Below are 22,069 nucleotides of genomic sequence, written 5' to 3'. Positions count from 1 at the left end.
GAGCGAAGCCCGCAGCGACGCCCAGCCGGACCTCGAGGACTACGACTATCCCGGCCGTTTCGTCGATCGGAGCCGCGGCAAGCACCTGGCCAAGCGCGCCCTGGAACGTCATCGCGCCGACTACCAGCTGGCCGAAGGCGACAGCGATCAGCCCACGCTCTCCAGCGGCCACTTCCTCGCCCTCGCCGCCCATCCGCGCAGCGCCTGGAACCAGCTCTGGCTGCTCGACGAAGTGCTCCACGAAGGCAAGCAACCGCAGGTGCTGGAAGAGTCGATTCATCAGGAGCAGGCAGAAGGCTTTACCCAAGGCTACCGCAACCACTTCAGCGCCCTGCCCTGGGACGTGCCCTACCGCCCGCCCTTGAACCATCCCAAGCCACGCATCCTCGGCAGCCAGAGCGCGGTAGTCACCGGCCCGCCTGGCGAGGAAATCCACTGCGACGAATACGGCCGGGTCAAGGTGCAGTTCTTCTGGGACCGTCACGGCCAGGCCGACGACAGGACCAGCTGCTGGCTGCGGGTGTCCAGCAGCTGGGCGGGCGACCGCTATGGCGGCATCGCCATCCCGCGGGTCGGCATGGAAGTGCTGGTGAGCTTTCTCGAAGGCGACCCGGACCAGCCGCTGATCAGCGGCTGCCTGTACCACAAGGAACACGTGGTGCCCTACGCGCTACCGGCGAACAAGACCCGCAGCGTGTTCAAGACCCTCAGCTCGCCCGGCGGAGCCGGCTACAACGAACTGCGCATCGAAGACCGCAAGGGTCAGGAACAGATCTATCTGCACGCCCAGCGCGACTGGGACGAAAACATCGAGCACGACCAGAGGATCCGCATCGGCCACGAACGCCACGACACGGTGGAAGCCAACAGCTACACCGAGCTCAAGGCCGAGGAACACCGCACCACCCACGCCGACCGACGGGTGGAGGTCAGGGCCGATGACCACCTGGGGATTGGGGGGAGTCAGCACGTCAGAATAGGTAACGGGCAGTTCGTCGAAGCCGGTCAGGAAATCCATCTGGGTAGCGGTTTCAAGGTGGTTCTCGAAGCCGGCAGCGAACTGACCCTCAAGGGCGGTGGTAGCTGGATAAAGCTGGATGCCAGTGGCATCTGCATCAACGGCGCCACGGTGAAAATGAACTCGGGCGGCGCGCCAGGACGGGGTGCTAGCATCCGTATCCTCGGCCCGTTGCTTCCAGGTGCCGCCGCCGTATCCCAGGCCGGTGAAGTGCTGAGCAAGCCCCTGTCGAACGCGCTTGCGACAGTGCTTTTCAGCAGCCCAGTTGCAGAAGAAGAGGAGGAGGAAGAAGAGCTTGAAGAGGGCGGAATAACGCTGCGCATCGGTGTGTTCTTCGACGGCACCGGCAACAACCGGTCCAACAGTGAGAGCGTCGCGGGCTGCCACGCCAGGGATGTCGACCTTGAAGGTGCGGCGGAAGATATTCGTCGGTTCTGTGCGGCCTATGGTTACGACGGGCTGGGCCGCTCCCCGAACAATAGTTATGGCAACGACACCACTAACGTGGCGCGGCTGTATGACCTGTATGTCGACCAGAGCTACGAAGAGCTGGGGCCCGCTGCTAGGCAGGCTTCTTTCGCTGTGTACATGGAAGGGATCGGTACCAGCAGCGGCGGTGATGATTCCCTCTATAGCCAGGTGACCGGTCTGGGCGAAACGGGCGTTCTGGTGAGAGTCAAGCAGGCTCCAGATACTATCCAAGAGCGTGTGGCTCGGTTTGTCGAAAAAAATCCCGATGTTCTGATCCGTCGCATCGAGTTCGACCTGTTTGGCTTCAGCCGCGGTGCTGCGGCGGCCCGGCATTTCGCCAACGATTTGTTGAAAGGTCCGGGCAGCCTGCTTGCTTCTGCTTTGCCAGCAGACTCGCCGATGCTGGCTCCGGGGTTTGCCTGGCAGCCCAAGGTCGACTTCGGCATCACCTTCGTTGGTCTGTTCGATACGGTCGCCGGCATTTTCGATCCGCTGCACGGCGATCTCACCCCGGCCAATGCACTCAATCCCGGCCTGAATCTGCGGTTGGCTCCGGGGGATATCGGCAAGGTCGTGCAGTTCGTCGCTCGCGACGAACATCGCTACAACTTTGCCTTGATCAAGACAGATAACGACATCGTCCTTCCCGGCGCTCATTCGGATATCGGTGGCGGATACCTGCCGCAGGCCCGTGAACGGCTGCTGCTGAGCAAACCGCGCCTCAGCACGGAGAAATCCTACATTTCCAATGAGCGGTCCAAGGCTTATCTGGACACCCTCCGGGCGCTCGATGCGGATCTGCTTCCACTCCAGCGCTACGGGCTGGAACTGGAGATCGTCAGTTGGGCAGTGAACAGCGAGAACAACTATAGAAAAGCCTGGCATCAGGAAGAGAAACGCGTGTACGCCGCGGTGCGCAGCGACCGCCAGGTGGCGGGTGGGCTTTCTCTGGTGTACCTGCGAGCGATGCGCGAGGCGGCGGTGAAAGCAAAGGTGCCCTTCAAGGATATCCCTCCGAGCCCGCACTTGGCTTTCCCGGTCGAGCTGGAGTCCATATTTCAGAAACTGCAGGCACTCGTCCTCGGCGAAAGTGCCACCCCAGCGCTGAGCGAGGCTGAAGAGTCCCTTCTGTATCGGCACTACATCCATCTATCCGCGCACTGGAATGCATCCCTCAGTATCGTCTTCGCCAATCGGCCGACCGATAGCGGAGTACGGGAGGAATATCCCAATGAATGAGCTGAAGCGTCTCTGCGTGCTTTGCTTCGGCCTTGTGCTCGCCGGTTGCGTCCATGGCCTTGGTCGGCCACTGCCCTATGAGTCCTGGTGGCTAGGCTTCGGGGGGCCCAGCTACATGGAAGTGTGGATCGAAACGGCGGACGCGGTGGACATCCAGGGGCATGTGTTTCGGCGAGCGATGAGTGGCATTGCGTCGGTTCAGACCCCACCTAACTTCAAGGGTAAGCCGGAGGGGTGGCCAGCTAACCCGGGAGGGGGAAAAGGCAAGAACGTCCATGGCGCCGACCTGCCCCGCTTGATCTACGTGCGCTGGCAATCCTTGGCCGAGCCGCGGACCTACGAGGCCTACATTGAAATTCCCGAGGCGACCCGCCAGCAGATGCTCAGTAGCGAGCAAGTCTACTGCCGCGGTTTGGGTAAATGGATCACCGATTACCGCAACACCCTGACTATCGGATTGGCACCTGGTGGCGTCACCAAGACCTGGATTATGGGGGTATGCCTTCCCGCCATCGAGGTCGCTCGTGTGCAGGGGGCAGTGGTGAAGATCGGACCATTCCTGGGGAGAAGTGGTGGTCAATACGCCCTGCCGCTCGAGCCGGAGTCCAAAGCCTATATCGAAAAATTCGGGATTCCCTATGGATCCTGGTAGGCGCTGCTCGCGCGTAGTTGCGAGGAGCCTATTAAGCCGACATTTAGGCCCAGGGAGGGCCGATGGAATGAACAGATTATTGCTCTGTAGCCTGTTGGCAATGGCACTGGCTGGTTGCTCCGGAAACTACCGGTTCAACGACGATCAGTATCGGCCGCTGGGTGATCCGCAGGTGACCAATCGCGGTAACTGAAGGCAAGGAGTTACATGCCATGGAACTGGTTTTCGATATGGTCGGCACGCAGCAGTTCGCCCCCGGCCTGCTCACCAGCAAGACCTTCAAGCAGGCTGGCGGGATCATTGGGCGCGCGGACAACTGCGACTGGGTCATTCCCGACCGCAAGCGCGTGCTGTCTGGCTGTCATGCTCAAGTCAGCTACCGCGACGGCGCCTTCTATCTGACCGACACCAGCAGCAACGGCATCCAGCTCAAGGATAACGGTGCCAGCCTGGGCAAGGGTCAGCCGCAACGGATCGAACATGGCGCGGTGTACTGCCTCGGCGACTATGAAATTCGTGCGCGGCTGGTTCAGGACCCCGCCTCGTTCGAGGGCGACGTCGGCCGTCCGCAGCCCGCCGGCAGCATCATTCCCGACGATGCCTTTCTCGACCTGGACCCGCTGACCGCGCTGGACCAGCAGGAGCGCATTTACGCCGAGGTCGATGAACTCGCGGCGCTGACCCGTCCGCAGCCTCCCGCAGCGCAGCAGCGCGATTACGCGCGGATAGACACCGAGAGCCTGCCGATCCCCGCGCTGGTTCCGGCGGTGGCTGCGGTTGCTGCGCCCACAACGGCGGCGCCACCAACTTTTCCGGAGAGCTTCTGGGAGCGATATGCACGAGCCCTGGGCGTCGACCTCGCCGGGCTCGACGATGTGCAGCGGGAAGCCCTGGTGCTCAGAACCGCACGCCTTCTTCGGCAAAGCATCGCCGGGCTGCAGCAGAGCCTGAGCACGCGCCGCGAACTGAAGAAGGAGCTGCGTCTGCCGCTGACGACGGTGCAGCCCACCGGGAACAACCCTCTCAAGAACGACCCGGACGGGCAGTCGGCGCTGACCGCCCTGTTACGTGAGTCTGGTCCGGGACAGCTCAGCGCCGAACAGGCAATCAACCGTGGCTTTCGCGACCTGCAGGCGCATCAGGTGGCATTGCTTGCCGCGAGCCGGACGGCGCTCAAGAGCCAGCTGGAACTGCTGTCGCCCGAGCAACTGGCGCTGCGCTTCGAGCGCGAGGGCAAATCGCCGTTCGCCACCGCGGGTGCGCGGTGGCGCGCCTACGGACGCCTGCACCGGGTCATTCGGCAGGACGATGAATGGAGCGAACGGCTGTTCGCCGGCGATTTCGCCAAGGCCTATGAAGAACAGGTCAGGCTCATCGCGACCCTCAACAATGACCTTCAAGGATGATGCCCATGATTCGCTTGCTGGCCCTGTCGGCCGCCGTGTTTGTCCTGGCCGGCTGCTCCTCGTTGTCGCCGTACTCGACCCTGACCAAGCTCGATCTCGAGCTGCGCGGCAGCGACACCCTGAACCCCGACCTCAATGGGCGGCCCTCTCCGATCGTCCTGCGCCTGCTCGAGCTGAAGCATCCCGTGGCGTTCGAGAATGCCGATTTCTTTTCCCTCTATCAGCGTCCCAAGGAAGCCCTTTCGCCGGATCTGGTTGCCCTCGAGGAGCTCGAATTGCGGCCGGGCGAAGAACGGCAACTGAAGCTGTCCGTTCAGGAGGGCAGCCGCTACGTCGGCGTTCTGGCGGCCTATCGCGACCTGCCGGAGGCCCGCTGGCGTTACGTGATCGCGCTGCAGCCGAAGGAGCGCAAGACCATCACGCTGCTGCTGGATGAACGCGGCATCGAGGATCCCGCGAGCGTCGCGGCCCGGGTGGGTAACCGGCCATGACGACGCAGAAGGTGGTCTGGCAAGAGGGCATGCTGCTGCGCCCGCAGCACTTCCAGCAGAACGACCGGTACTACGACTACCAGTTCAAGGTTCGCACGCAGCGCCTGGAAAGCTACGCGTGGGGCTTTTTCTCCCTGGAGATCGACCGCCAGTTCCTCGGGACCGGAAAACTGGTGCTAAGTCAGGCCAGCGGCATCCTGCCCGATGGGACACTGTTCGAGATCGGCGCCGAGCGCGAGCCGCTGGCGCTGGACGTTCCTCCGAACACGGGTAATACGCCGATCTACCTGGCCCTGCCGCTGGTTTCTGGCAATCACATCGAAACCCGCCGGGTCGAGCAGAAGGACGTTCTTGCGCGTTACACCGCCATCGAAACCGAGGTGACCGATTCCAACGCGGGCGACGCCGCGGCGAGCCAGGTCAATTGCGCGCGGCCGGATTTCCGCCTGCTCCTCGGCGAGCAGCAAAGCGACCAGGCCTACGTCAAACTGAAGCTCTGCGATGTGCTGGATACCACGCCGGACGCGCTGGTCAGTCTCGATCCGGAGTTCATTCCGACCTTCCTGCACTTCCAGGCCTCCGCCTATCTGCAGTCGTGCCTCAAGGAAGTGATCAGCATGCTGGCTCATCGCGGCGATACGCTCGCGGAGCGGATTAGTGCCACCGGCAAGGTCGGCGGCGCCGAAGTCGGCGACTTCATGATGCTCCAGCTGATAAACCGCTACGAGCCGCTCCTGCGCCATTACCTGGGCATCGAGCAGGTACATCCGGAGCAGATTTTTCGCGAACTGCTCGGGCTGCTCGGTGAGCTGGCGACCTTCGCCAGCGAGAGCAAGCGCCCACGTCTGGACCGTCGCTACCAGCACAGCGACCAGGGCCTGAGTTTTCGCCGGTTGATGGATGCGATCCGTCAGGTGCTGTCGATGGTGCTCGAACAGCACGCCATCGAGTTGCTCTTGCAGCAGCGTCAGTACGGTATCCAGGTGTCACCGCTGCATGATCACACGCTGCTTGGCGCGGCTTCGTTCATCCTCGCCGCCAGCGCCCAGTGCGACTCCGAGGAACTGCGCAATCGTCTGCCGGCGCATCTCAAGGTCGGCCCGGTGGAGCGTATCCGCCAGTTGGTGAACCTCCATCTGCCCGGAATCAGGGTGAAGCCGCTGCCGGTGGCGCCACGACAGATTCCGTTCCATGCCGGCAAGACCTATTTCGCGCTCGAACTCAACTCCGAGGAACTGGCGCAACTGGAGCGCTCCGGTGGTTTCGCCTTCCACCTGTCCGGTGAATTTCCCGGTCTCGAGCTGAAATTCTGGGCGATCAGGAACTGAACGACATGATCAGAGAAATGGATTACGCACAGGACGACAGGACCGTCATCGTCAATCGCCACGGCGATGCGCCGGCGCAAAGCCCGCTCACCGACTTCGCCGCGCCGCCCCGGTATGAGCAACTGGAGGAGCGGATGATCTACGCCGCCCGCCTGCGTCCGGCACAGGCGTTCAACCTCGGCCTCAATCCGCTGGTGGCCGCCGCCTCGGCGCTGCTCTCGGACGTGGTGCGCCTCAAGCACAGCTTCGAGGCCGAGGATATCGGCGCGTTGCAGGCCCGCCTGGCCAGCGAGATCAAGCTGTTCGAGCACCGCGCGCTGCATGACGGCGCCGAAAGCAGCCAGGTAATGGCCGCCCGATATGTGCTCTGCACGGTGCTCGACGAAGCGGTGGTGACCACGGCCTGGGGCAACGAAAGCGAGTGGTCGCAGATGAGCCTGCTCAGCACCTTCCACAACGAAACCTTCGGCGGCGAGAAGTTCTTCCAGCTGCTGGAGCGGCTTTCGCGCAACCCGGTCAAGCACCTGCCGATGCTGGAGCTGATGTACCTGGCGTTGTCCCTCGGCTTCGAAGGCAAGTTTCGTGTCCTCCCGCGCGGCATGCTGGAGCTGGAGGCGATCCGCGACAGCCTGTATCGACAGATTCGCCAGCTGCGTGGCGATGTCCCGCGGGATGTCTCGCCTCACTGGCAGGGGCTGAAGGATTCGCGACGACGCCTGGTGCGCATCGTTCCAGGGTGGATGGTGGCGCTGTTCACGCTGATTTGCCTGGCGATCACCTATGGCGGTTTTGCCTGGGCGCTCGAGGCGCAGCGCGAAGCCGTACTGCAGTCCTACCGACTGCCCGACCCGGTCGCCACCGACCGTCAGTGAATCGAGGATGGAAGAAATGAAAGGATTCTTCGCCAAACTCGGCGCCTTCATGCGTAGGACATGGGTCTGGACACTCTGTCTCGTGTTTCTGCTGGCGCTGCTCGTATGGTTTGCCGGACCCTTGCTGGCGGTGGGTGACGTCCGCTTCTGGGAATCCGCAGACAGCCGACTGCTGAGCATCAGCGTGCTGTTCCTGCTGTGGGGCCTCGGCATGGTATTCGCCAACTGGCGCGCGACGGCCCGCAAGAAACGCGAGGAAACGGACGAGGTGGCGCAGCAACGCAAGCGCCGCGACAGCCTGCTCAACGAGGAGCAGGGCGAGTTGCGCAGCCGTTACCGCGACGCCTTGCGCACCCTGCGTCGTTCGAGCCTCTACCGCGGACGTAGCGAGCACTGGCGCAACCAGTTGCCCTGGTACCTGCTGCTTGGCCCGCAAGGCAGCGGCAAAACCAGCCTGCTGGACTTTTCCGGCCTGGAGTTCCCCCTTAACCCACGCGAGGATCGTTTGACCCGCGAGGTATCCGGCACCCGAAACGTCGACTGGTACTTTGCCGAGCATGCGGTCCTCATCGATTGCGCCGGGCGTTACCTCACACAGCCGGATGCAGCAGTGGACGCGTCGGCCTGGCAGACATTGCTTGGCCTGCTGCGTCGGCGGCGTGCCCGTCCCCTCAACGGCGTGCTGGTGAATGTTCCGGTCGATTGTCTGCAGAACGAGAGCGAGCAGGCGCTGGAGGCGCTTGCCCGCCAGGTGCGTCAACGCCTGCACGAGCTGCACCAGCGACTCGGCGCGGAAGTGCCGGTCTACCTCGTGTTGAGCAAGGCCGACAAGGTGCCTGGTTTCGAGGAGTTCTTCGATACGCTTTCCCGAGAGGAAAGCGACCAGGTGCTCGGCACCAGTTTTCGCCAGGAACAGAACGGTACGGACGCCCAGATAGTCCGCCAGGAGTTCGAAGAGCTGCTGCGTCGCCTGAACAGTCAGGTGATCCAGCGCATGCACCAGGAGCGCGATACCCAGCGGCGCGGGCGGATTCTCGACTTTCCCCACCAGTTGGGACAGATCGGCGAACACCTGTGCCTGTTCATCGAACTGGCCTTCTCCGGAAACCGCTACCAACGCGCCAGCCAGTTACGGGGCTTCTACCTGACCAGTGCGCCGCAGGTACAGGACGAACTCGATCCGGACACGCGTGCCATAGGGCGCCAGCTGGGTTTGGCGAGCGGCGCCCTGCCGACGTTCCGGCGCGGACGTGCGTGGTTCATCCATCACCTGATGGATCAGGTGATCTTTCCCGAAGCCGAACTCGCCGGGCTCGATCAGCGGGAGCGGCGGCGCATCGACTGGGGGCAGCGCGGCCTGTATGTCGCCGCCTGCATCTGTCTGCTGGGCTTCGGCGCTTTGTGGGCCAATGGCTTTTCGGCGAACCAGAACCGCCTCGAGCAGTTGCGCGCATTGGCGCAAGGCCTCGGCTCTGGGCGTAGCGAAACGGCCCGACAGGGTGATGCCGGCTCCGTACTGAAGGCGCTCGATGACAGCTTTGCGGCCACCCAGGTGTTTCCGGACTCCGACGAGGTGTCGATCGTCGACAGGGCCGGGTTGTATCAGCGGCGCCAGGTGGAGCCCAGCGTCACGCAGAACTACCGGCGCGACCTGGAGCACATGCTGTTGCCGCGTATCGCCGGGCAACTGGCTGCGCAGGTCCGCGCCAGCCTGGGCGACCGCGAGCGTCTGCTCGGTAGCTTGCGCGCCTACCTCATGCTGAATCTCGAGGAGCGCCGCGACCCTGCGGTTCTACGTGAGCGGCTTGCCGCCGACTGGTCGCAGCGTTATTCCGGTAACGCACAGGTTCAGGAGGGGTTGAGCAAGCATCTCGAACACCTGCTCGGCGGGCCCTTCAGCTACGTGCTGGATGATCGACTGGTCGCGCAGGCGCGAGAAGTGCTTCGCCGCGAATCACTGGCCAACGTCGTTTATCGGATGCTGCGTGAACAGGCGCGCAGCCTGCCGGACTACCGCTTCGCCCAACAGCTGGGGCCGCAGGCCGCGCTGTTCGGAGGAAGCGATTTCGCTATTCCGGGGTTCTACACCCAGCGAGGCTACGGGCAATTCTTCGTCGGCCAGGGTCCAACGCTGGTGCGTGACCTGATGCGCGACAACTGGGTGCTAGGGGAGGGTGACGGGTTGAGCGGTGGCGATCTCAGTCGCCTGCTGGTGGACATCGAGCAGCTGTATTTTCGTGACTACGCCAACTACTGGTCCGAGGCGCTGGCGCAGCTTTCCCTGGAGCCGATCGGCGACCCCCGGCAGGGGGCCGAAGAGCTTGCCGGCCTGAGCGCGGCGAACTCGCCGTTGCTGCAACTGCTCGCCGAGGTGCGGGACAACACCCGTTTTCGCGGCCTCGCCGACGTGACCGACGAGGGCCCGGAACTCGCGGATGCCGCGAAGGCGCTTGGCGCGAAGCCCAGGCTCGTCAAGCTGGCCGGCGTCGCGGAACAGGCCCAGGCAAGCCTGGCGAAGGCGCTGCCGGATACCGCGCGCAAGGCCGTGGAGCGACGCTTTCTGCCATTGCACCAGTTGCTGGATGACAACGGCGGTCCCGCTCCGCTCCTGCTGACGACCTTGCAGGCCCTCGACGGGCTGCAGCAGCAGCTTGCCGGCCTGGCCAGCGCGAGTGCGCCCGAGCAGGCCGCCTTCGAGTTGGCCAAGGCGCGCATGGGGGGCCAACTCGATGCGATCAATCTGCTGCGCGGTAGCTCCGCCCGTCTGCCGCAACCGGTCGGCGCCTGGCTCGGTGGGCTTGCCGAGGACAGTTGGATGCTGGTGCTCAATGGGGCCCATGACTATCTGAACCAGCGCTATCGGAGCGAGCTGTATGCGGCCTATCAGGGCTCGCTGAACCGCCGCTATCCGTTCGACGCGAGCAGTGCCAGCGATGTGGCGCTTGCCGACTTCCGAGAGTTCTTCAAGAGCCAGGGGATCGCCGAGCGCTTCTTCGAGGCCTACCTGAGACCCTTCGTCAGCGGTGCTGCCGACCGTTATCAACTTCGTCGGGTCGATGGCCGCGGGCTGCCACTGTCACGCGAATTCCTCCTGCAAATGGCGCACGCGCAAATCATCCGCCAGAGCTTCTTCGCCGAGAACGCCAGCGAGCCGCAGGTGCTATTCACGCTGGAGCCCTATTCGCTGGACTCCAGCCTGGGGCGCGCGGATTTCAGCGTGGGGGAACAACAGCTGGAGTACCGCCACGGGCCCATCGTGCCGACCGCCTTCCACTGGCCGGCGGCAGCCAGCGACGGGCGGACCAGCCTGGTGGTCGAGGAGTTGGGCGGCCGGCGCGTGGGCATCGAGCGCAATACCGGGCCCTGGTCGCTGTTTCGCCTGATCGACCTGATGCAGACCGAGTACTACAGCGGCCGCGATGTACTGATGCTCAAGGCCGACCTGGGCGGGTTGCGAGCCAACTACCTGCTGCATAGCCAGCGTTCGCCGAACCCCTTCGACGTGGCGATGCTGCGTGACTTCAAGCTGCCGGAAACCCTGTGATGGGCGCGCTGGCCGAGCGCCTGCGCAGCGCGGCGCGGACCGACACCGGCAAGGTTCGCGCGCGCAACGAGGATGCCTTTCTCGACCTGCCGGAGCGCCGCCTGTGGGTCGTCGCCGATGGCATGGGCGGGCATCAGCGTGGCGCGCTGGCGAGCCGGCTGATCGTCGATCGACTGGCCGGGCTGCCCGATGAGCGCGATCTGCAGGTGCGTGTGCAGGGCCTTCGGCGCTGCCTGCACGAGATCAACCGGCGCCTGCATCAGCACCTTACCGTCACCGCCGAGCGGCCCGACCCGGTCATCGGTAGCACCGTGGTAGCGCTGCTGCTGGAGGGCGCGCGGGGGGCGTGCGTGTGGGCCGGGGACAGCCGCTGCTATCTCTGGCGGCGCGGCAGGCTCTATCAGTTGTCACGTGATCATTCCCTGGAGCAGCAACTGCTCGACCGTGGTGAACTCAGCCCGCAGCAGGCGGCGCGGCATCCTGCGGCCCAGGCGCTGACCCGCGCCATCGGCGTCGCCGAGCTGCTGAGTCTGGATATCCTAGAGTTCGATATCTTCCCGGACGACGTGTTTCTGCTTTGTAGCGACGGGCTCTATCGCGAGCTGTCCGTCGGTGCGCTGGGGGCGGCGCTCAGCCTGCCATCGCCGCAGCTGGCGATCCGGCGTCTGTTCGACGAGGTGCTGGACGGAGCGGCGCGGGACAACCTCAGCGCCGTGGTGGTACGCCCATGACCGATCCGGCGAATCCCCTCGCCGCGGAGGCAGTCGCCGACCCGGACCTGACCTATTTTGCCTTCGCTGCCGGCGCGCGTAGCGGGCCGCGCGTGCCACCGCTGACGCCGACATCGGCGGCATTGCCCGAGGTGCTCTGCGGGCGCTACCGGATAGAGCGGCTTCTGGGTGTCGGTGGCATGGGCGCCGTTTACCAGGCGTGCGACCTGCTGCGCGAACAGTTCGGCGACCCGCAGCCGTATGTGGCGTTGAAGACCCTCGGCGAAGACTTCGCCGAATACCCGGACGCCAGCGCACTGCTCTACAGCGAGTTCGCACTGACCAGCCGCCTGCGCCACCCCAATGTCGTGCAACTGCATGCGTTCGATATCGACCCGCTGAGCCAGCGCGCCTTCATCACGCTCGAGCTGCTGAGCGGTTGCACGCTGGATCGCTTCATCGACGAGCACCCGGCCGGCGCGCCGTGGGGCGATGCGCGGGAGATAGGGCTGGCGCTGCTGGAAGCGTTGGCCCATGCGCATGCCGCCGGCGTGCTGCATGGCGACCTGAAACCGAGCAACGTGATGGTTGGCGATCAGGGTCTGCGGCTGTTCGATTTCGGGCTCGGCCAGGCCCAGGAGAACCGCCTGCAGGGGTTGCCGCAATTGTGCCGCAGCCGTTTCGCCGCCTGGACGTTGCGCTATGCCGCGCCGGAACTGCTGGATGGCGAGGCGCTGAGCGCCGCTGTCGACATCTACGCGCTGAGCTGCGTGCTCTACGAGCTATGTACGGGGCGGCATCCGTTCCGCCGCCTCAGCGGCAAGCAGGCGCGGGCGATGCAGTTGCAGGCAGAAGCCTCGGTCCTGGCGCCCTCGATTGCCCGTGCCTTGCAGGCCGGCCTGGCATTCGACCCTACGCGCCGGGCAGGCCTGGACGAACTGCTCGAGGCCTTCCGCGCAGCGCCGCAACCGTCGTCGCGGCTGATGCGCTGGCTGGGCCGGCGGCCGGCATGAGCGGGAATCCGGCGCAGCACCGTCGCGGCGCTGGCTGAAGAGGAAGCTTGTGCAGATGCCGTATCGAATGTCGTTTGGCAGGCCTGGATCAGCGGCGCCTGTTTGACGGCGCTAGAAACCGCCCGCCAGGCGACGCTTTCCTTGATCCTCAGCGTTCCGCCATTTCCCCGCACAGGTCCAGCGCCAGCCAGCGTCGCGCTTCGGCCTGGCCGAGGCCGGCGCCCAGGAGGGTGAAGAGTTTGCCGAGTGCGGCTTCGCGGGTCATGCCGCCGGCGGAGATGAGGCCGGCGTCGCGCAGTTGGCTGCCGGCGGCGTAAACGCCGAATTCGACGTGGCCCTGTGGGCATTGGCTGATGGCGGCGAGCACGACGCCGTCGGCGTGGGCTTCGCGCAGGGCGGCGAGCAGGTCGGCGTCGCCCGAGGGGCCCGTGCCGCTGCCGTAGCACTCCAGCAGCAGGCCGCGCACGCCGCTGGCGAGCAGGGCGCGGACGTGGCTGGCCCGGATGCCGGGAAATAGTGGCAGTACCGCGAGGTTCACCGCTTGGCGCGGCTGACGGTAGTCGAGTGCGGCTAGCAATGCGCCGGCTATCTCACCCTCTCGCCGGCGCCGCAGCACGGTGAAGGCGTCGAAAGCATCGCTGCGCAGCTTGGTGACCCGCGCGCCGTGCATCAGGGCGCCGTCGAAGAACAAATGAACGCCGGTTTTCAGGCCGTCGTGCAGCGCTCGCATCGCGCCGAACAGATTGCTCCAGGCGTCGCTGCCCGGCGCTCCCGCCGGCTGCATGGAGCCTGTCAGTACCACGGGGGCGGGCAGGCCAAGCAACAGGAAGCTCAGCGCGGCGGCGCTGTAGGCCAGGGTGTCTGTTCCATGCAGCACCAGCACCGCATCGCAGCGCTGTTCATCGACTGCGGCGCGGATGAGCGCGGCCATCTGCAGCCAGTGGCTCTGGCTCATGTTGGCGCTATCGAGCGGCGGCAGCAGCTCCTGAAAGACCCAGGGCGGCAGGCCCGCAGGATCCTCCAGTGCCTGTTGCGCGCGCAGCCGGGCTTCGAAGCCGGAGCCCGGTGCCAGGCCTTCCGTGGTCATTTGCATGCCGATGGTGCCGCCGGTGTAGAGCACCAGAAGTTTTGCGATAGCCGTCATCGGGCCGTTCCCCTCGGAGGGTGTGGGCGTGCGTGGGCGCAGGCGGATGCCGCCGACGCCCGCGTGAGCGCGCCTTGTGCCGGAAACTCTATCGGTGGCCGGTAACGGTGGGCGGGACGCTCGCGGTGACCTGCGGCGGCGCCGCCGGCGACCAGGCGCTGGTGTCCAGGTCGAGGTCGGCGTATAGCCCGGCATCAAATACCGGCGATTCGATGCCGGCCCTGACCTGCGCGTCATAGTCCCGCATCAGGCGCAAACCGACCTTGAAGAGCAGGGCCAGGGCAATCAGGTTGCAGATCGCGAGCAAGCCCATTGTGACATCGGCGAAGGCGAAGACCGTGCCGAGGTCCTGCATCGAGCCCCAGAGCACCAGGGCGATGACCAGGACACGGTAGACCTGAACCGGCGTGCGCTTCTGGCTGAAGAAGCCCAGCGCGTTCTCGCCGAGATAGTAGTTGTAGATCAGCGTGGTGAAGACGAACAGCAGCAGCGCAACGCTGACGAATACCCGGCCCCATTCGCCGACGACGGCAGCGACAGCGGTCTGCGTCAGCACTACGCCGGACAGTTCGCTGCCGGGCTGATAGACGCCCGAAAGCAGGATGATCAGCGCGGTGCAGGTGCACAGGATGATGGTGTCTATGAGCACGCTGAGCGACTGCACGATTCCCTGCGCCGCCGGATGCTTGACCTCGGCGACCGCCGCGACGTTCGGTGCGCTGCCCAAGCCGGCTTCGTTGGAGAACAGACCGCGCTTGACCCCCATGATGATGGCTGCGCCGAGGCCGCCGGCGAACGCCGGCTCCAGTCCGAAGGCGCTTTTGACGATCAGCGCCAGAGTCGCCGGCACCTCACCGATGTTCAAGCCGATCACCAGCAGCGCCATGGCGATGTAGGAGAAGGCCATCACCGGCACCAGCACGTCGGCGAAACGGGCGATGCGCTTGATGCCGCCGAAGATGATCAGGCCGATGATGGCTGCCAGCACCAGACCGCTCATGTGGGTCGGCACGCCGAAGGTGTCATGCATCGAACTGGCCACGGTATAGGACTGCACGGCATTGAAGCCGAAGCCGAAGGTGATCAGCAGCAGGATCGACACGAGGATGCCCAGCCAGCGCTGGCCGAGGCCGTGCTGGATGTAGAACGCGGGTCCGCCGCGATAGCTGCCGTCGGCTTCGCGGCGCTTGTACAGCTGGGCCAGGGAACATTCGAAGTAACTGGTAGCCATGCCGACCAGGGCGACGATCCACATCCAGAACAGGGCGCCTGGCCCGCCGAGCATGACAGCCACCGAGACCCCGGCGATGTTGCCGGCACCGACGCGGCCGGCCACCGAAAGCATCAGCGCCTGGAACGAGCTGAGTTGGCCGGGCTGGCGCTGGAAGGCTTCGGCGAAGATCCGGAACATGCTGCCGAAGTAGCGGAACTGCACGAAGCGCGAGGCGATGGTGAAGAACAGGCCAAGGCCGATCAGCATCACGATCAGCAGCTTGCTCCAGATGAGGTCATTCAGAAGATCGAGCATAGGAGGCGTCTCTATGTTGTTGTTCTGCGAAGGGTAAACCGCCGGAAACCACCAATGGTTGGTGATCGAGAAGAACCAGTCAATTTCGCAGGCTTTGCCTGCTTGAAGCGATCTGATGCTAAGGTAGCGCCATTCGCATCAATCGAACCCGCCAGATGTCTGATTCCATCGGTGTCAATCTCAAGCTGCTGTGCAGCCACTACCGGTCGATTTCCGAGGTTTGCCGCAAGCTCGCGATCAACCGCGCGCAGTTCAACAAGTACCTGAACGGGCAGAGCCGGCCCACCGCCTACAACCTCAGGCGCATCGGCGATTTCTTCGGTGTCGAGGACTACGAACTGGGCCTGCCACCCGAACAGTTCGCCCGGCTGATCGGCGCGCGCGGCGGCGATACGCCGAGCACGCCCTCCGGCGACCCGCTGTACAGCCTGCTGCAGCCGCTGCGCGAGCAGTCCGCCAGCCTGGCGCGCTACTGTGGGTACTACTTCGAGTACTCCAACTGCATGTCCGTGCCGGGCAACATCCTGCTCTCGCTGGTGCACCTGCGTGAGGAGCGCGGCACCTTCCTGTTCGAGCGCCAGGAACGTCAGGAGCGCTCGGCGAGCAGCAACCTGCCGGCCGAGGACTGGGTGCGCTGCCGCTACCTGGGCGCGGCTTTCCACCTGCAGGACCGGGTGTTCCTCATCGACTACGAGTCGCTGACGCTCAACGAGATGAGCCAGACCATCCTCATTCCCAGCTACAAGAGCCGCATCACCCGCCTCAATGGCATCAAGACCGGCGTCTCCAGCGGCGACCGCCGCACCCCGGCCTGCACGCGCGTGGTGTGGGAATTCCTCGGCGAGGAGATCAACCGGGTCAGTGCCTATCGCCAGGTCATGCTCTACCGCCCGGACGACCCGCGCATCGACGACGACGTGCGCCAGCGGTTGGCAGTCGGGCCGGTCAGGGACGGTTTGTTCGAGAGCTCGTGAGCGCTCTGGCCGTTCGCTGTGCTTTCGCACGGGCGGTCGGCGTCTAGCTGAGGTTGCCTGGGAGCCTGAGCATGCACGCGCTGTTAAGTGAAATCCTCGACGAAGTTCGCCCGCTGATCGGCCAGGGCAAAGTGGCCGACTACATACCCGCGCTGGGCGAAGTGCCCGCCACGCAACTGGGGATCGCCGTGTACGGCCTGGATGGCGAGGTGTTCAGCGCCGGCGATGCGCAGACGCCGTTTTCCGTGCAGAGCATCTCCAAGGTGTTCAGCCTGGTACAGGCCATTGAGCACTCGGGCGAGTCGATCTGGCAGCGCCTCGGCCACGAACCCTCCGGGCAACCGTTCAACTCGCTGTGCAGCTGGAGTTCGAGCTCGGCCGACCGCGCAATCCCTTCATCAATGCCGGCGCGCTGGTGATCTGCGACATCAACCAGTCGCGCTTCGCCGCGCCGGCGCTGTCCATGCGCGATTTCGTCCGGCGCCTGTCCGGCAATCGCGAGGTGGCGGTGGACCTGCACGTCGCCGAATCCGAGTACCGCCACCGCGCGCGCAACGCGGCCATGGCCTACCTGATGCAGGCCTTCGGCAATTTCCACAACGACGTGGAAGCGGTGCTGCGCAGCTACTTCAGCCACTGCGCGTTGCGCATGAGTTGCGTGGACCTGGCGCGGGCCTTCTCCTTTCTCGCCAACGACGGTTTCTGCACGCACAGCGGCGCGCAGATTCTCAGCGAGCGGCAGACCCAGCAGGTCAACTCGATCATGGCCACCAGCGGGCTGTACGACGAAGCCGGCAACTTCGCCTACCGCGTCGGCCTGCCGGGCAAGAGCGGCGTGGGCGGCGGCATCGTCGCCATCGTGCCGGGGCGCTTCAGCGTGTGCGTGTGGTCGCCGGAGCTGAATGCGGCGGGCAACTCGCTGGCGGGAATGGCCGCGCTGGAGCTGCTCAGCCAGCGCATCGGGGCCTCGGTGTTCTAGGTCGGCGGCGCTTGTTGCCTCCTCCCCACCCCGGACTCCGACCCATGAAAAAAGGAGATACAGCTCGCGCTGTATCTCCCTGAGGGGCTTGGGGAGAGTGGTCCCAACCGTTGACGCGTCAGGGCTTAAACGCTCGCCTTCAGCGGCACCAGGCGCGGGGCGATCATGTTTTCCGGGCGCAGGATGTCGGCGAGCATGGCGTCGTCGAGCAGACCTTCGGCGCGCACCAGTTCGAGGACGCCGCGGCCGCTGTCCAGCGCCAGTTTGGCGATGCGCGTGGCGTTCTCGTAGCCGATGTAGGGGTTCAGCGCGGTGACCAGGCCGATCGAGTGCTCGACCAGTTCGCGGCAGCGCTCGACGTTGGCGCTGATGCCCACCACGCAATGCTCGCGGAGCATGTCCATGGCGCGCTGCAGCAGGCGGATCGAGTCGAAGATCTTGTAGGCGATCAGCGGCTCCATCACGTTGAGCTGCAACTGGCCGCCCTCGGCCGCCATGGTCAGCGCCAGGTCGTTGCCGATGATCTCGAAGGCGACCATGTTCACCGCCTCGGGAATCACCGGGTTGACCTTGCCCGGCATGATCGAGCTACCCGGCTGGCGCGGCGGCAGGTTGATTTCGTTGATCCCGGTGCGTGGGCCGCTGGAGAGCAGCCGCAGGTCGTTGCAGATCTTCGACAGTTTCACCGCGGTGCGCTTGAGCATGCCGGAGAACAGCACGAACGCGCCCATGTCGGAGGTGGCCTCGATCAGGTCGGCCGCGGCTTTCAGCGGTTGGCCGCTGATCTCGGCGAGCCGGGCGACGGCGATCGCCTGGTAGCGCGGGTCGGCGTTGATGCCGGTGCCGATGGCGGTGCCGCCGAGGTTCACTTCGGTGAGCAGCTCGGGGGCCAGGCGGCGCAGGTGCTGGAGGTCTTCGCCGAGGGTGGTGGCGAAGGCGTGGAATTCCTGGCCGAGGGTCATGGGTACGGCATCCTGCAACTGCGTGCGGCCCATCTTCAGCACCTGGGCGAACTCCTCGCCCTTGGCGGCGAAGGCCTGGATCAGGCTTTCCAGGCTGGCCAGCAGGGTGTCGTGGCCAAGCAGCAGGCCGATGCGGATCGCCGTCGGGTAGGCATCGTTGGTCGACTGCGCCATGTTCACGTCATTGTTCGGGTGCAGGTGCTGGTACTCGCCTTTCTGCTTGCCGAGCGCTTCCAGCGCCAGGTTGGCGATGACCTCGTTGGCGTTCATGTTGGTCGAGGTGCCGGCGCCGCCCTGGATCATGTCCACCACGAACTGCTCGTGGAATTCGCCGCGGATCAGCCGTGCGCAGGCCTGGCTGATCGCCGCGTGCTTGTCCGCCGACAGATAAGCCAGCTCGCGATTGGCGTCGGCGGCGGCCTGCTTGACCATCGCCAGGCCGACCACCAGCTTCGGGTAGTGCGCCAGCGGAACGCCGGACAGGCGGAAGTTGTTGAGCGCGCGCAAGGTCTGGATGCCGTAGTAGGCCTCGGCGGGGACTTCGAGGGTGCCAAGCAGGTCTTTTTCGATGCGAGGGGCGGCGACGCTGGACATGATGGTGAGCTGACTCTGGAAAAGCGGACGATGCCGCGATGGCGTGCAGAGTAGGGCGGCCAGCGAGGCGACGGCCAATGCTGTTAAACGCTGACCCATGCCGGAACGGCATGAGCATTCGCGTGACCTTGGCCGGCGACGGGACGTGTCCGGCCGTAATGTTCCCAAAATCCGGCGGATGCGGCGCCTTGCTGTGCATTTCGACGACCGTTGAATGAAGGAGCGGGTGAGCGTCCTGATGCAGTAGAGGCATAATCTCCTCGCCATCTTGCCGAGAACCGCCATGAACCTGGAAACCAAATGGCTGGAGGACTTCATCGCCCTGGCCGCCACGCACAGCTTTTCCCAGGCGGCGCAGAAGCGCTTCGTCACCCAGCCCGCCTTCAGCCGGCGCATTCGCAGCCTCGAGGAAGCGCTGGGGCTGACCCTGGTGAACCGGGCGCGCACGCCGGTGGAGCTGACCGAGGCGGGGCAGCTGTTCCTGGTCAGCGCGCGCAGCGTGGTCGAACAGCTGGGCGAGGTGGCGCGCCATCTGCACCACCTCGAAGGCCAGCAGGGCGAGGTGTTGCAGATCGCCGCGGCGCATTCGCTGGCGCTGGGGTTCTTTCCGGCCTGGATCGCCGGTCTGCGCGAGCAGGGCCTGAACATCGCCAGCCGCCTGCTGGCGAGCAACGTCGGCGAGGCGGTGCACGCGCTGCGCGAGGGCGCCTGCGACCTAATCCTCGCCTACTACGACCCGGATGCCGCGCTGCAGATGGACCCGGAGATCTTTCCCTCGCTGCACCTGGGCGCCACCTCGATGCTGCCGGTGTGCGCGGTGGCGGCCGACGGCCAGCCGCTGTTCGATCTCGACAGCGGGCAGAGCGTGCCGCTGCTCGCCTACAGCGCCGGAGCCTTTCTGGGTCGCTCGGTGAACCTGCTGCTGCGCCAGCGTGCATTGCGCTCGACCACGGTCTACGAAACGGCGATGGCCGACAGCCTCAAGAGCATGGCGCTGCAGGGGCTGGGCGCGGCCTGGGTGCCGCAGCTGAGCGTGGAGGCGGAGCTGGCGCGCGGCGATTTGCGCGTGTGTGGCGGCGAACACTGGCAGGTGCCGCTGGAGATTCGCCTGTACCGCTGCGCGCTGTTGCGCAAGGCCACCGTGCGCCTGCTCTGGCGCAAGCTCGAAAGTGCCGCGAACAGCGCTCAGGAGTGAGGTTTCCGGGCTTTTTTCGATCGGCCTGGCAGGCTGGGAAAACGACCTATACTGCTGCTGCTTTTCGTGCTGCAGGACCGCTCCGTACCGTTCGCTACTAACAATAAAAAAAGAGGTGGCACATGATCTGGCAACAACTCTACGACCCCTTTGGCAATGCGCTGTTATCGACGCTGATGGCCGCCGTCCCGGTGGTCGTGATGCTCGCGGCGCTGGCCTTCTTCCACGTCAAGGCACACCTGGCGGCCCTGATGGCGCTGGGCTCGGCGTTGGTCATCGCGATCTTCGCCTTCGGCATGCCCGCCGGCATGGCAGGTTCGGCGGCGCTCTACGGCGCGGCCAACGGTCTGCTGCCAATCGGCTGGATCGTCCTCAACATCATCTTCCTGCACCGCCTGACCACCGAGAACGGCTCGTTCAAGGTGCTGCAGGACTCCCTGGCGCGGATCACCGACGACCGGCGCCTGCAACTGCTGCTGATCGCCTTCTGCTTCGGTGCCTTCTTCGAGGGCGCGGCGGGCTTCGGCACGCCGGTGGCGGTGACCGGGGCGATCCTCATCGGCCTCGGCTTCTCGCCGCTGGCGGCCTCCGGCCTGGCGCTGATCGCCAACACCGCGCCGGTGGCGTTCGGCGCGCTGGGCACGCCGATCATCACCCTGGCCAAGGTCACCGGGCTGGACGAGATGGAGCTGTCGGCGATGGTCGGCCGGCAACTGCCGTTCTTCTCGGTGATCGTGCCGTTCTGGCTGATCTGGGCCTTCGCCGGCTGGCGCAAGATGATGGAAATCTGGCCGGCGATCCTGATCGCGGGGGTCACCTTCGCCGTGCCGCAGTTCATCGTCTCCAACTACCACGGCCCGATGCTGGTGGACGTGATCGCGGCGCTGATCTCGATGGCCTGCCTGACCGGCTTCCTCCGGGTCTGGAAACCGAAGACCGTCCACACCTCGGCGGCGCTGTCGGGCCGCGTCGACAATTCCAAGGTGGATGTCGATCCGGATGAGAAGCCCGGCGGCGCCGCGGCGTTCTCCGGCGACGGCCAGCGCGCCGTGCTGCGCGCCTGGATGCCGTGGATCATCCTCACCGTGTTCGTCTTCGCCTGGGGCACGCAGGGCTTCAAGTCGATGTTCGATACCCGTCCCGCGCTCGATCCGCAGACCGGCGCGGTGCTGCTCGACCCCACCGGCAAGCCGAAGACCGAGGCCAACCCGATCTTCTCGCCGGTGCTGACCTTCGACGCCATCCACCAGAAGATCGAGAAGGTCCCGCCGGTCGTGCCGCAGGCGAAAACCGAGGAGGCGCTGTACAAGTTCAACTGGTTCACCTCGACCGGCAGCGGCATCCTCTTGGCGGCGATCATCGGCGGTCTGCTGATGGGCTACTCGCCACTGGCCCTGGCCAAGCATTACGTGAAAACGATCTGGGTGGTGCGTTATTCGCTGATCACCATCGTGGCGATGCTCGCGCTCGGTTTCCTCACGCGCTACTCGGGGCTGGACGCGACCATGGGCCTGGCGTTCGCCGCGACGGGGATCTTCTATCCGCTGTTCGGCACGCTGCTCGGCTGGCTAGGGGTGGCGCTGACCGGCTCGGATACCGCCTCCAATGTGCTCTTCGGCGGGCTGCAGAAGGTTACCGCCGAGCAGCTCGGGCTGAGCCCGGTGCTGATGGCGGCGGCCAACAGCTCCGGCGGGGTGATGGGCAAGATGGTCGATGCGCAGTCGATCGTGGTCGCCTCCACCGCGACGCGCTGGTACGGGCACGAGGGTGAAATCCTGCGCTACGTGTTCTTCCACTCCATCGTGCTGGCCGTGCTGGTGGGCCTGCTGGTGACGTTGCAGGCGTACGTCTCGCCGTTCACCGCGATGGTGGTGGGCGGGCACTGACGCCGCCTGCGGGGCGCGCACAGGCGCGCCCTTCACGTTGGGGCCATCCGCGCGGGATGGCCG

Annotated in this window: 16 protein-coding genes and 1 pseudogene; 14 read left to right on the top strand and 3 right to left on the bottom strand. The window is 65.2% G+C overall.

Annotated features, from left to right (window positions below; all coding sequences use genetic code 11):
* The 10 genes from tssI to QMX85_RS20740 all read left to right on the top strand — a co-directional run.
* The coding region (gene tssI / locus QMX85_RS20785) for a type VI secretion system tip protein TssI/VgrG (protein WP_282344091.1) at positions 1 to 2,728 on the top strand (2,728 nt) is incomplete at its 5' end.
* A complete protein-coding gene (locus QMX85_RS20780; RefSeq protein ID WP_282344090.1) occupies positions 2,721 to 3,380 on the top strand; it encodes a DUF2931 family protein in 660 nt (219 codons plus the stop codon). The genes tssI and QMX85_RS20780, both read left to right, overlap by 8 nt.
* Positions 3,381 to 3,447: 67 nt before the next feature.
* Positions 3,448 to 3,573, top strand: coding sequence for a type VI secretion protein (locus tag QMX85_RS20775; protein WP_282344089.1), 126 nt, complete (start codon positions 3,448 to 3,450; stop codon positions 3,571 to 3,573).
* 19 nt (positions 3,574 to 3,592) lie between these two features.
* Positions 3,593 to 4,786, top strand: coding sequence for a type VI secretion system-associated FHA domain protein TagH (gene tagH / locus QMX85_RS20770; protein ID WP_282344088.1), 1,194 nt, complete (start codon positions 3,593 to 3,595; stop codon positions 4,784 to 4,786).
* Entirely contained in the window at positions 4,786 to 5,277 is a 492-nt protein-coding gene (tssJ, locus tag QMX85_RS20765; RefSeq protein ID WP_282344093.1) for a type VI secretion system lipoprotein TssJ, read from the top strand. The genes tagH and tssJ overlap by 1 nt, the downstream gene beginning before the upstream one ends.
* Positions 5,274 to 6,605, top strand: a complete 1,332-nt coding sequence (gene tssK, locus QMX85_RS20760) for a type VI secretion system baseplate subunit TssK (protein WP_282344086.1) — start codon at positions 5,274 to 5,276, stop codon at positions 6,603 to 6,605. The genes tssJ and tssK overlap by 4 nt, the downstream gene beginning before the upstream one ends.
* Before the next feature lie 5 nt (positions 6,606 to 6,610).
* The gene (gene icmH, locus QMX85_RS20755; protein ID WP_282344085.1) at positions 6,611 to 7,477 is read left to right on the top strand and encodes a type IVB secretion system protein IcmH/DotU; all 867 of its coding nucleotides are present in this window, start codon (positions 6,611 to 6,613) and stop codon (positions 7,475 to 7,477) included.
* A 16-nt stretch (positions 7,478 to 7,493) separates the two neighbouring features.
* On the top strand, positions 7,494 to 11,021 hold the full coding sequence (tssM, locus tag QMX85_RS20750; protein WP_282344083.1) for a type VI secretion system membrane subunit TssM: 3,528 nt from the start codon (positions 7,494 to 7,496) through the stop codon (positions 11,019 to 11,021).
* Entirely contained in the window at positions 11,021 to 11,752 is a 732-nt protein-coding gene (locus tag QMX85_RS20745) for a PP2C family serine/threonine-protein phosphatase (protein ID WP_282344081.1), read from the top strand. Before tssM ends, QMX85_RS20745 begins: the two co-directional genes overlap by 1 nt.
* Positions 11,749 to 12,744, top strand: a complete 996-nt coding sequence (locus QMX85_RS20740; RefSeq protein WP_282344079.1) for a serine/threonine-protein kinase — start codon at positions 11,749 to 11,751, stop codon at positions 12,742 to 12,744. Before QMX85_RS20745 ends, QMX85_RS20740 begins: the two co-directional genes overlap by 4 nt.
* A 148-nt stretch (positions 12,745 to 12,892) precedes the next feature.
* Here the strand turns inward: QMX85_RS20740 and QMX85_RS20735 are convergent, their stop codons facing one another.
* Positions 12,893 to 13,888, bottom strand: coding sequence for an asparaginase (locus QMX85_RS20735; protein ID WP_282344078.1), 996 nt, complete (start codon positions 13,886 to 13,888; stop codon positions 12,893 to 12,895).
* An 88-nt stretch (positions 13,889 to 13,976) separates the two neighbouring features.
* On the bottom strand, positions 13,977 to 15,416 hold the full coding sequence (locus QMX85_RS20730) for an alanine/glycine:cation symporter family protein (RefSeq protein WP_282344077.1): 1,440 nt from the start codon (positions 15,414 to 15,416) through the stop codon (positions 13,977 to 13,979).
* Between the two features lie 155 nt (positions 15,417 to 15,571).
* Here QMX85_RS20730 and QMX85_RS20725 point away from each other — a divergent pair, with 155 nt between their 5' ends.
* The gene (locus QMX85_RS20725; RefSeq protein WP_282344076.1) at positions 15,572 to 16,390 is read left to right on the top strand and encodes a helix-turn-helix transcriptional regulator; all 819 of its coding nucleotides are present in this window, start codon (positions 15,572 to 15,574) and stop codon (positions 16,388 to 16,390) included.
* 71 nt (positions 16,391 to 16,461) lie between these two features.
* Positions 16,462 to 17,369, top strand: a pseudogene (gene glsB / locus QMX85_RS20720) (glutaminase B).
* A 125-nt stretch (positions 17,370 to 17,494) separates the two neighbouring features.
* On the opposite strand, the gene QMX85_RS20715 reads toward glsB, so the two are convergent.
* Positions 17,495 to 18,925 carry an aspartate ammonia-lyase gene (locus tag QMX85_RS20715; protein WP_282344075.1) on the bottom strand — a complete coding sequence of 477 codons (1,431 nt, stop codon included), beginning with the start codon at positions 18,923 to 18,925 and terminating at the stop codon, positions 17,495 to 17,497.
* Positions 18,926 to 19,208: 283 nt separating this feature from the next.
* Here QMX85_RS20715 and QMX85_RS20710 point away from each other — a divergent pair, with 283 nt between their 5' ends.
* The gene (locus tag QMX85_RS20710) at positions 19,209 to 20,120 is read left to right on the top strand and encodes a LysR substrate-binding domain-containing protein (RefSeq protein ID WP_282344074.1); all 912 of its coding nucleotides are present in this window, start codon (positions 19,209 to 19,211) and stop codon (positions 20,118 to 20,120) included.
* 122 nt (positions 20,121 to 20,242) lie between these two features.
* Positions 20,243 to 22,006: an L-lactate permease gene (locus QMX85_RS20705; protein ID WP_282344073.1), complete on the top strand. Its 1,764-nt coding sequence runs from the start codon at positions 20,243 to 20,245 to the stop codon at positions 22,004 to 22,006.
* The last annotated feature ends 63 nt before the right edge of the window (positions 22,007 to 22,069 follow it).

The sequence above is a fragment of the Pseudomonas sp. PS02288 genome (assembly GCF_029959715.1).
GTDB classification, from domain to species: Bacteria; Pseudomonadota; Gammaproteobacteria; order Pseudomonadales; family Pseudomonadaceae; genus Pseudomonas_O; species Pseudomonas_O kuykendallii.
The sequence above is the reverse complement of the archived record's forward strand: the minus strand, read 5'-3'. Positions and strand labels throughout refer to the sequence as shown.

Excerpts from the sequence above, each read along its gene's own strand:
- QMX85_RS20705 (WP_282344073.1), top strand. The coding sequence starts at position 20,243 with ATGATCTGGCAACAACTCTACGACCCCTTTGGCAATGCGCTGTTATCG.
- tssM (WP_282344083.1), top strand. The coding sequence starts at position 7,494 with ATGAAAGGATTCTTCGCCAAACTCGGCGCCTTCATGCGTAGGACATGG.
- QMX85_RS20780 (WP_282344090.1), top strand. The coding sequence starts at position 2,721 with ATGAATGAGCTGAAGCGTCTCTGCGTGCTTTGCTTCGGCCTTGTGCTC.
- QMX85_RS20745 (WP_282344081.1), top strand. The coding sequence starts at position 11,021 with ATGGGCGCGCTGGCCGAGCGCCTGCGCAGCGCGGCGCGGACCGACACC.
- tssJ (WP_282344093.1), top strand. The coding sequence starts at position 4,786 with ATGCCCATGATTCGCTTGCTGGCCCTGTCGGCCGCCGTGTTTGTCCTG.
- QMX85_RS20730 (WP_282344077.1), bottom strand. The coding sequence starts at position 15,416 with ATGCTCGATCTTCTGAATGACCTCATCTGGAGCAAGCTGCTGATCGTG.
- tssK (WP_282344086.1), top strand. The coding sequence starts at position 5,274 with ATGACGACGCAGAAGGTGGTCTGGCAAGAGGGCATGCTGCTGCGCCCG.
- QMX85_RS20735 (WP_282344078.1), bottom strand. The coding sequence starts at position 13,888 with ATGACGGCTATCGCAAAACTTCTGGTGCTCTACACCGGCGGCACCATC.
- QMX85_RS20710 (WP_282344074.1), top strand. The coding sequence starts at position 19,209 with ATGAACCTGGAAACCAAATGGCTGGAGGACTTCATCGCCCTGGCCGCC.
- QMX85_RS20740 (WP_282344079.1), top strand. The coding sequence starts at position 11,749 with ATGACCGATCCGGCGAATCCCCTCGCCGCGGAGGCAGTCGCCGACCCG.
- QMX85_RS20725 (WP_282344076.1), top strand. The coding sequence starts at position 15,572 with ATGTCTGATTCCATCGGTGTCAATCTCAAGCTGCTGTGCAGCCACTAC.
- icmH (WP_282344085.1), top strand. The coding sequence starts at position 6,611 with ATGATCAGAGAAATGGATTACGCACAGGACGACAGGACCGTCATCGTC.
- QMX85_RS20775 (WP_282344089.1), top strand. The coding sequence starts at position 3,448 with ATGAACAGATTATTGCTCTGTAGCCTGTTGGCAATGGCACTGGCTGGT.
- tagH (WP_282344088.1), top strand. The coding sequence starts at position 3,593 with ATGGAACTGGTTTTCGATATGGTCGGCACGCAGCAGTTCGCCCCCGGC.
- QMX85_RS20715 (WP_282344075.1), bottom strand. The coding sequence starts at position 18,925 with ATGTCCAGCGTCGCCGCCCCTCGCATCGAAAAAGACCTGCTTGGCACC.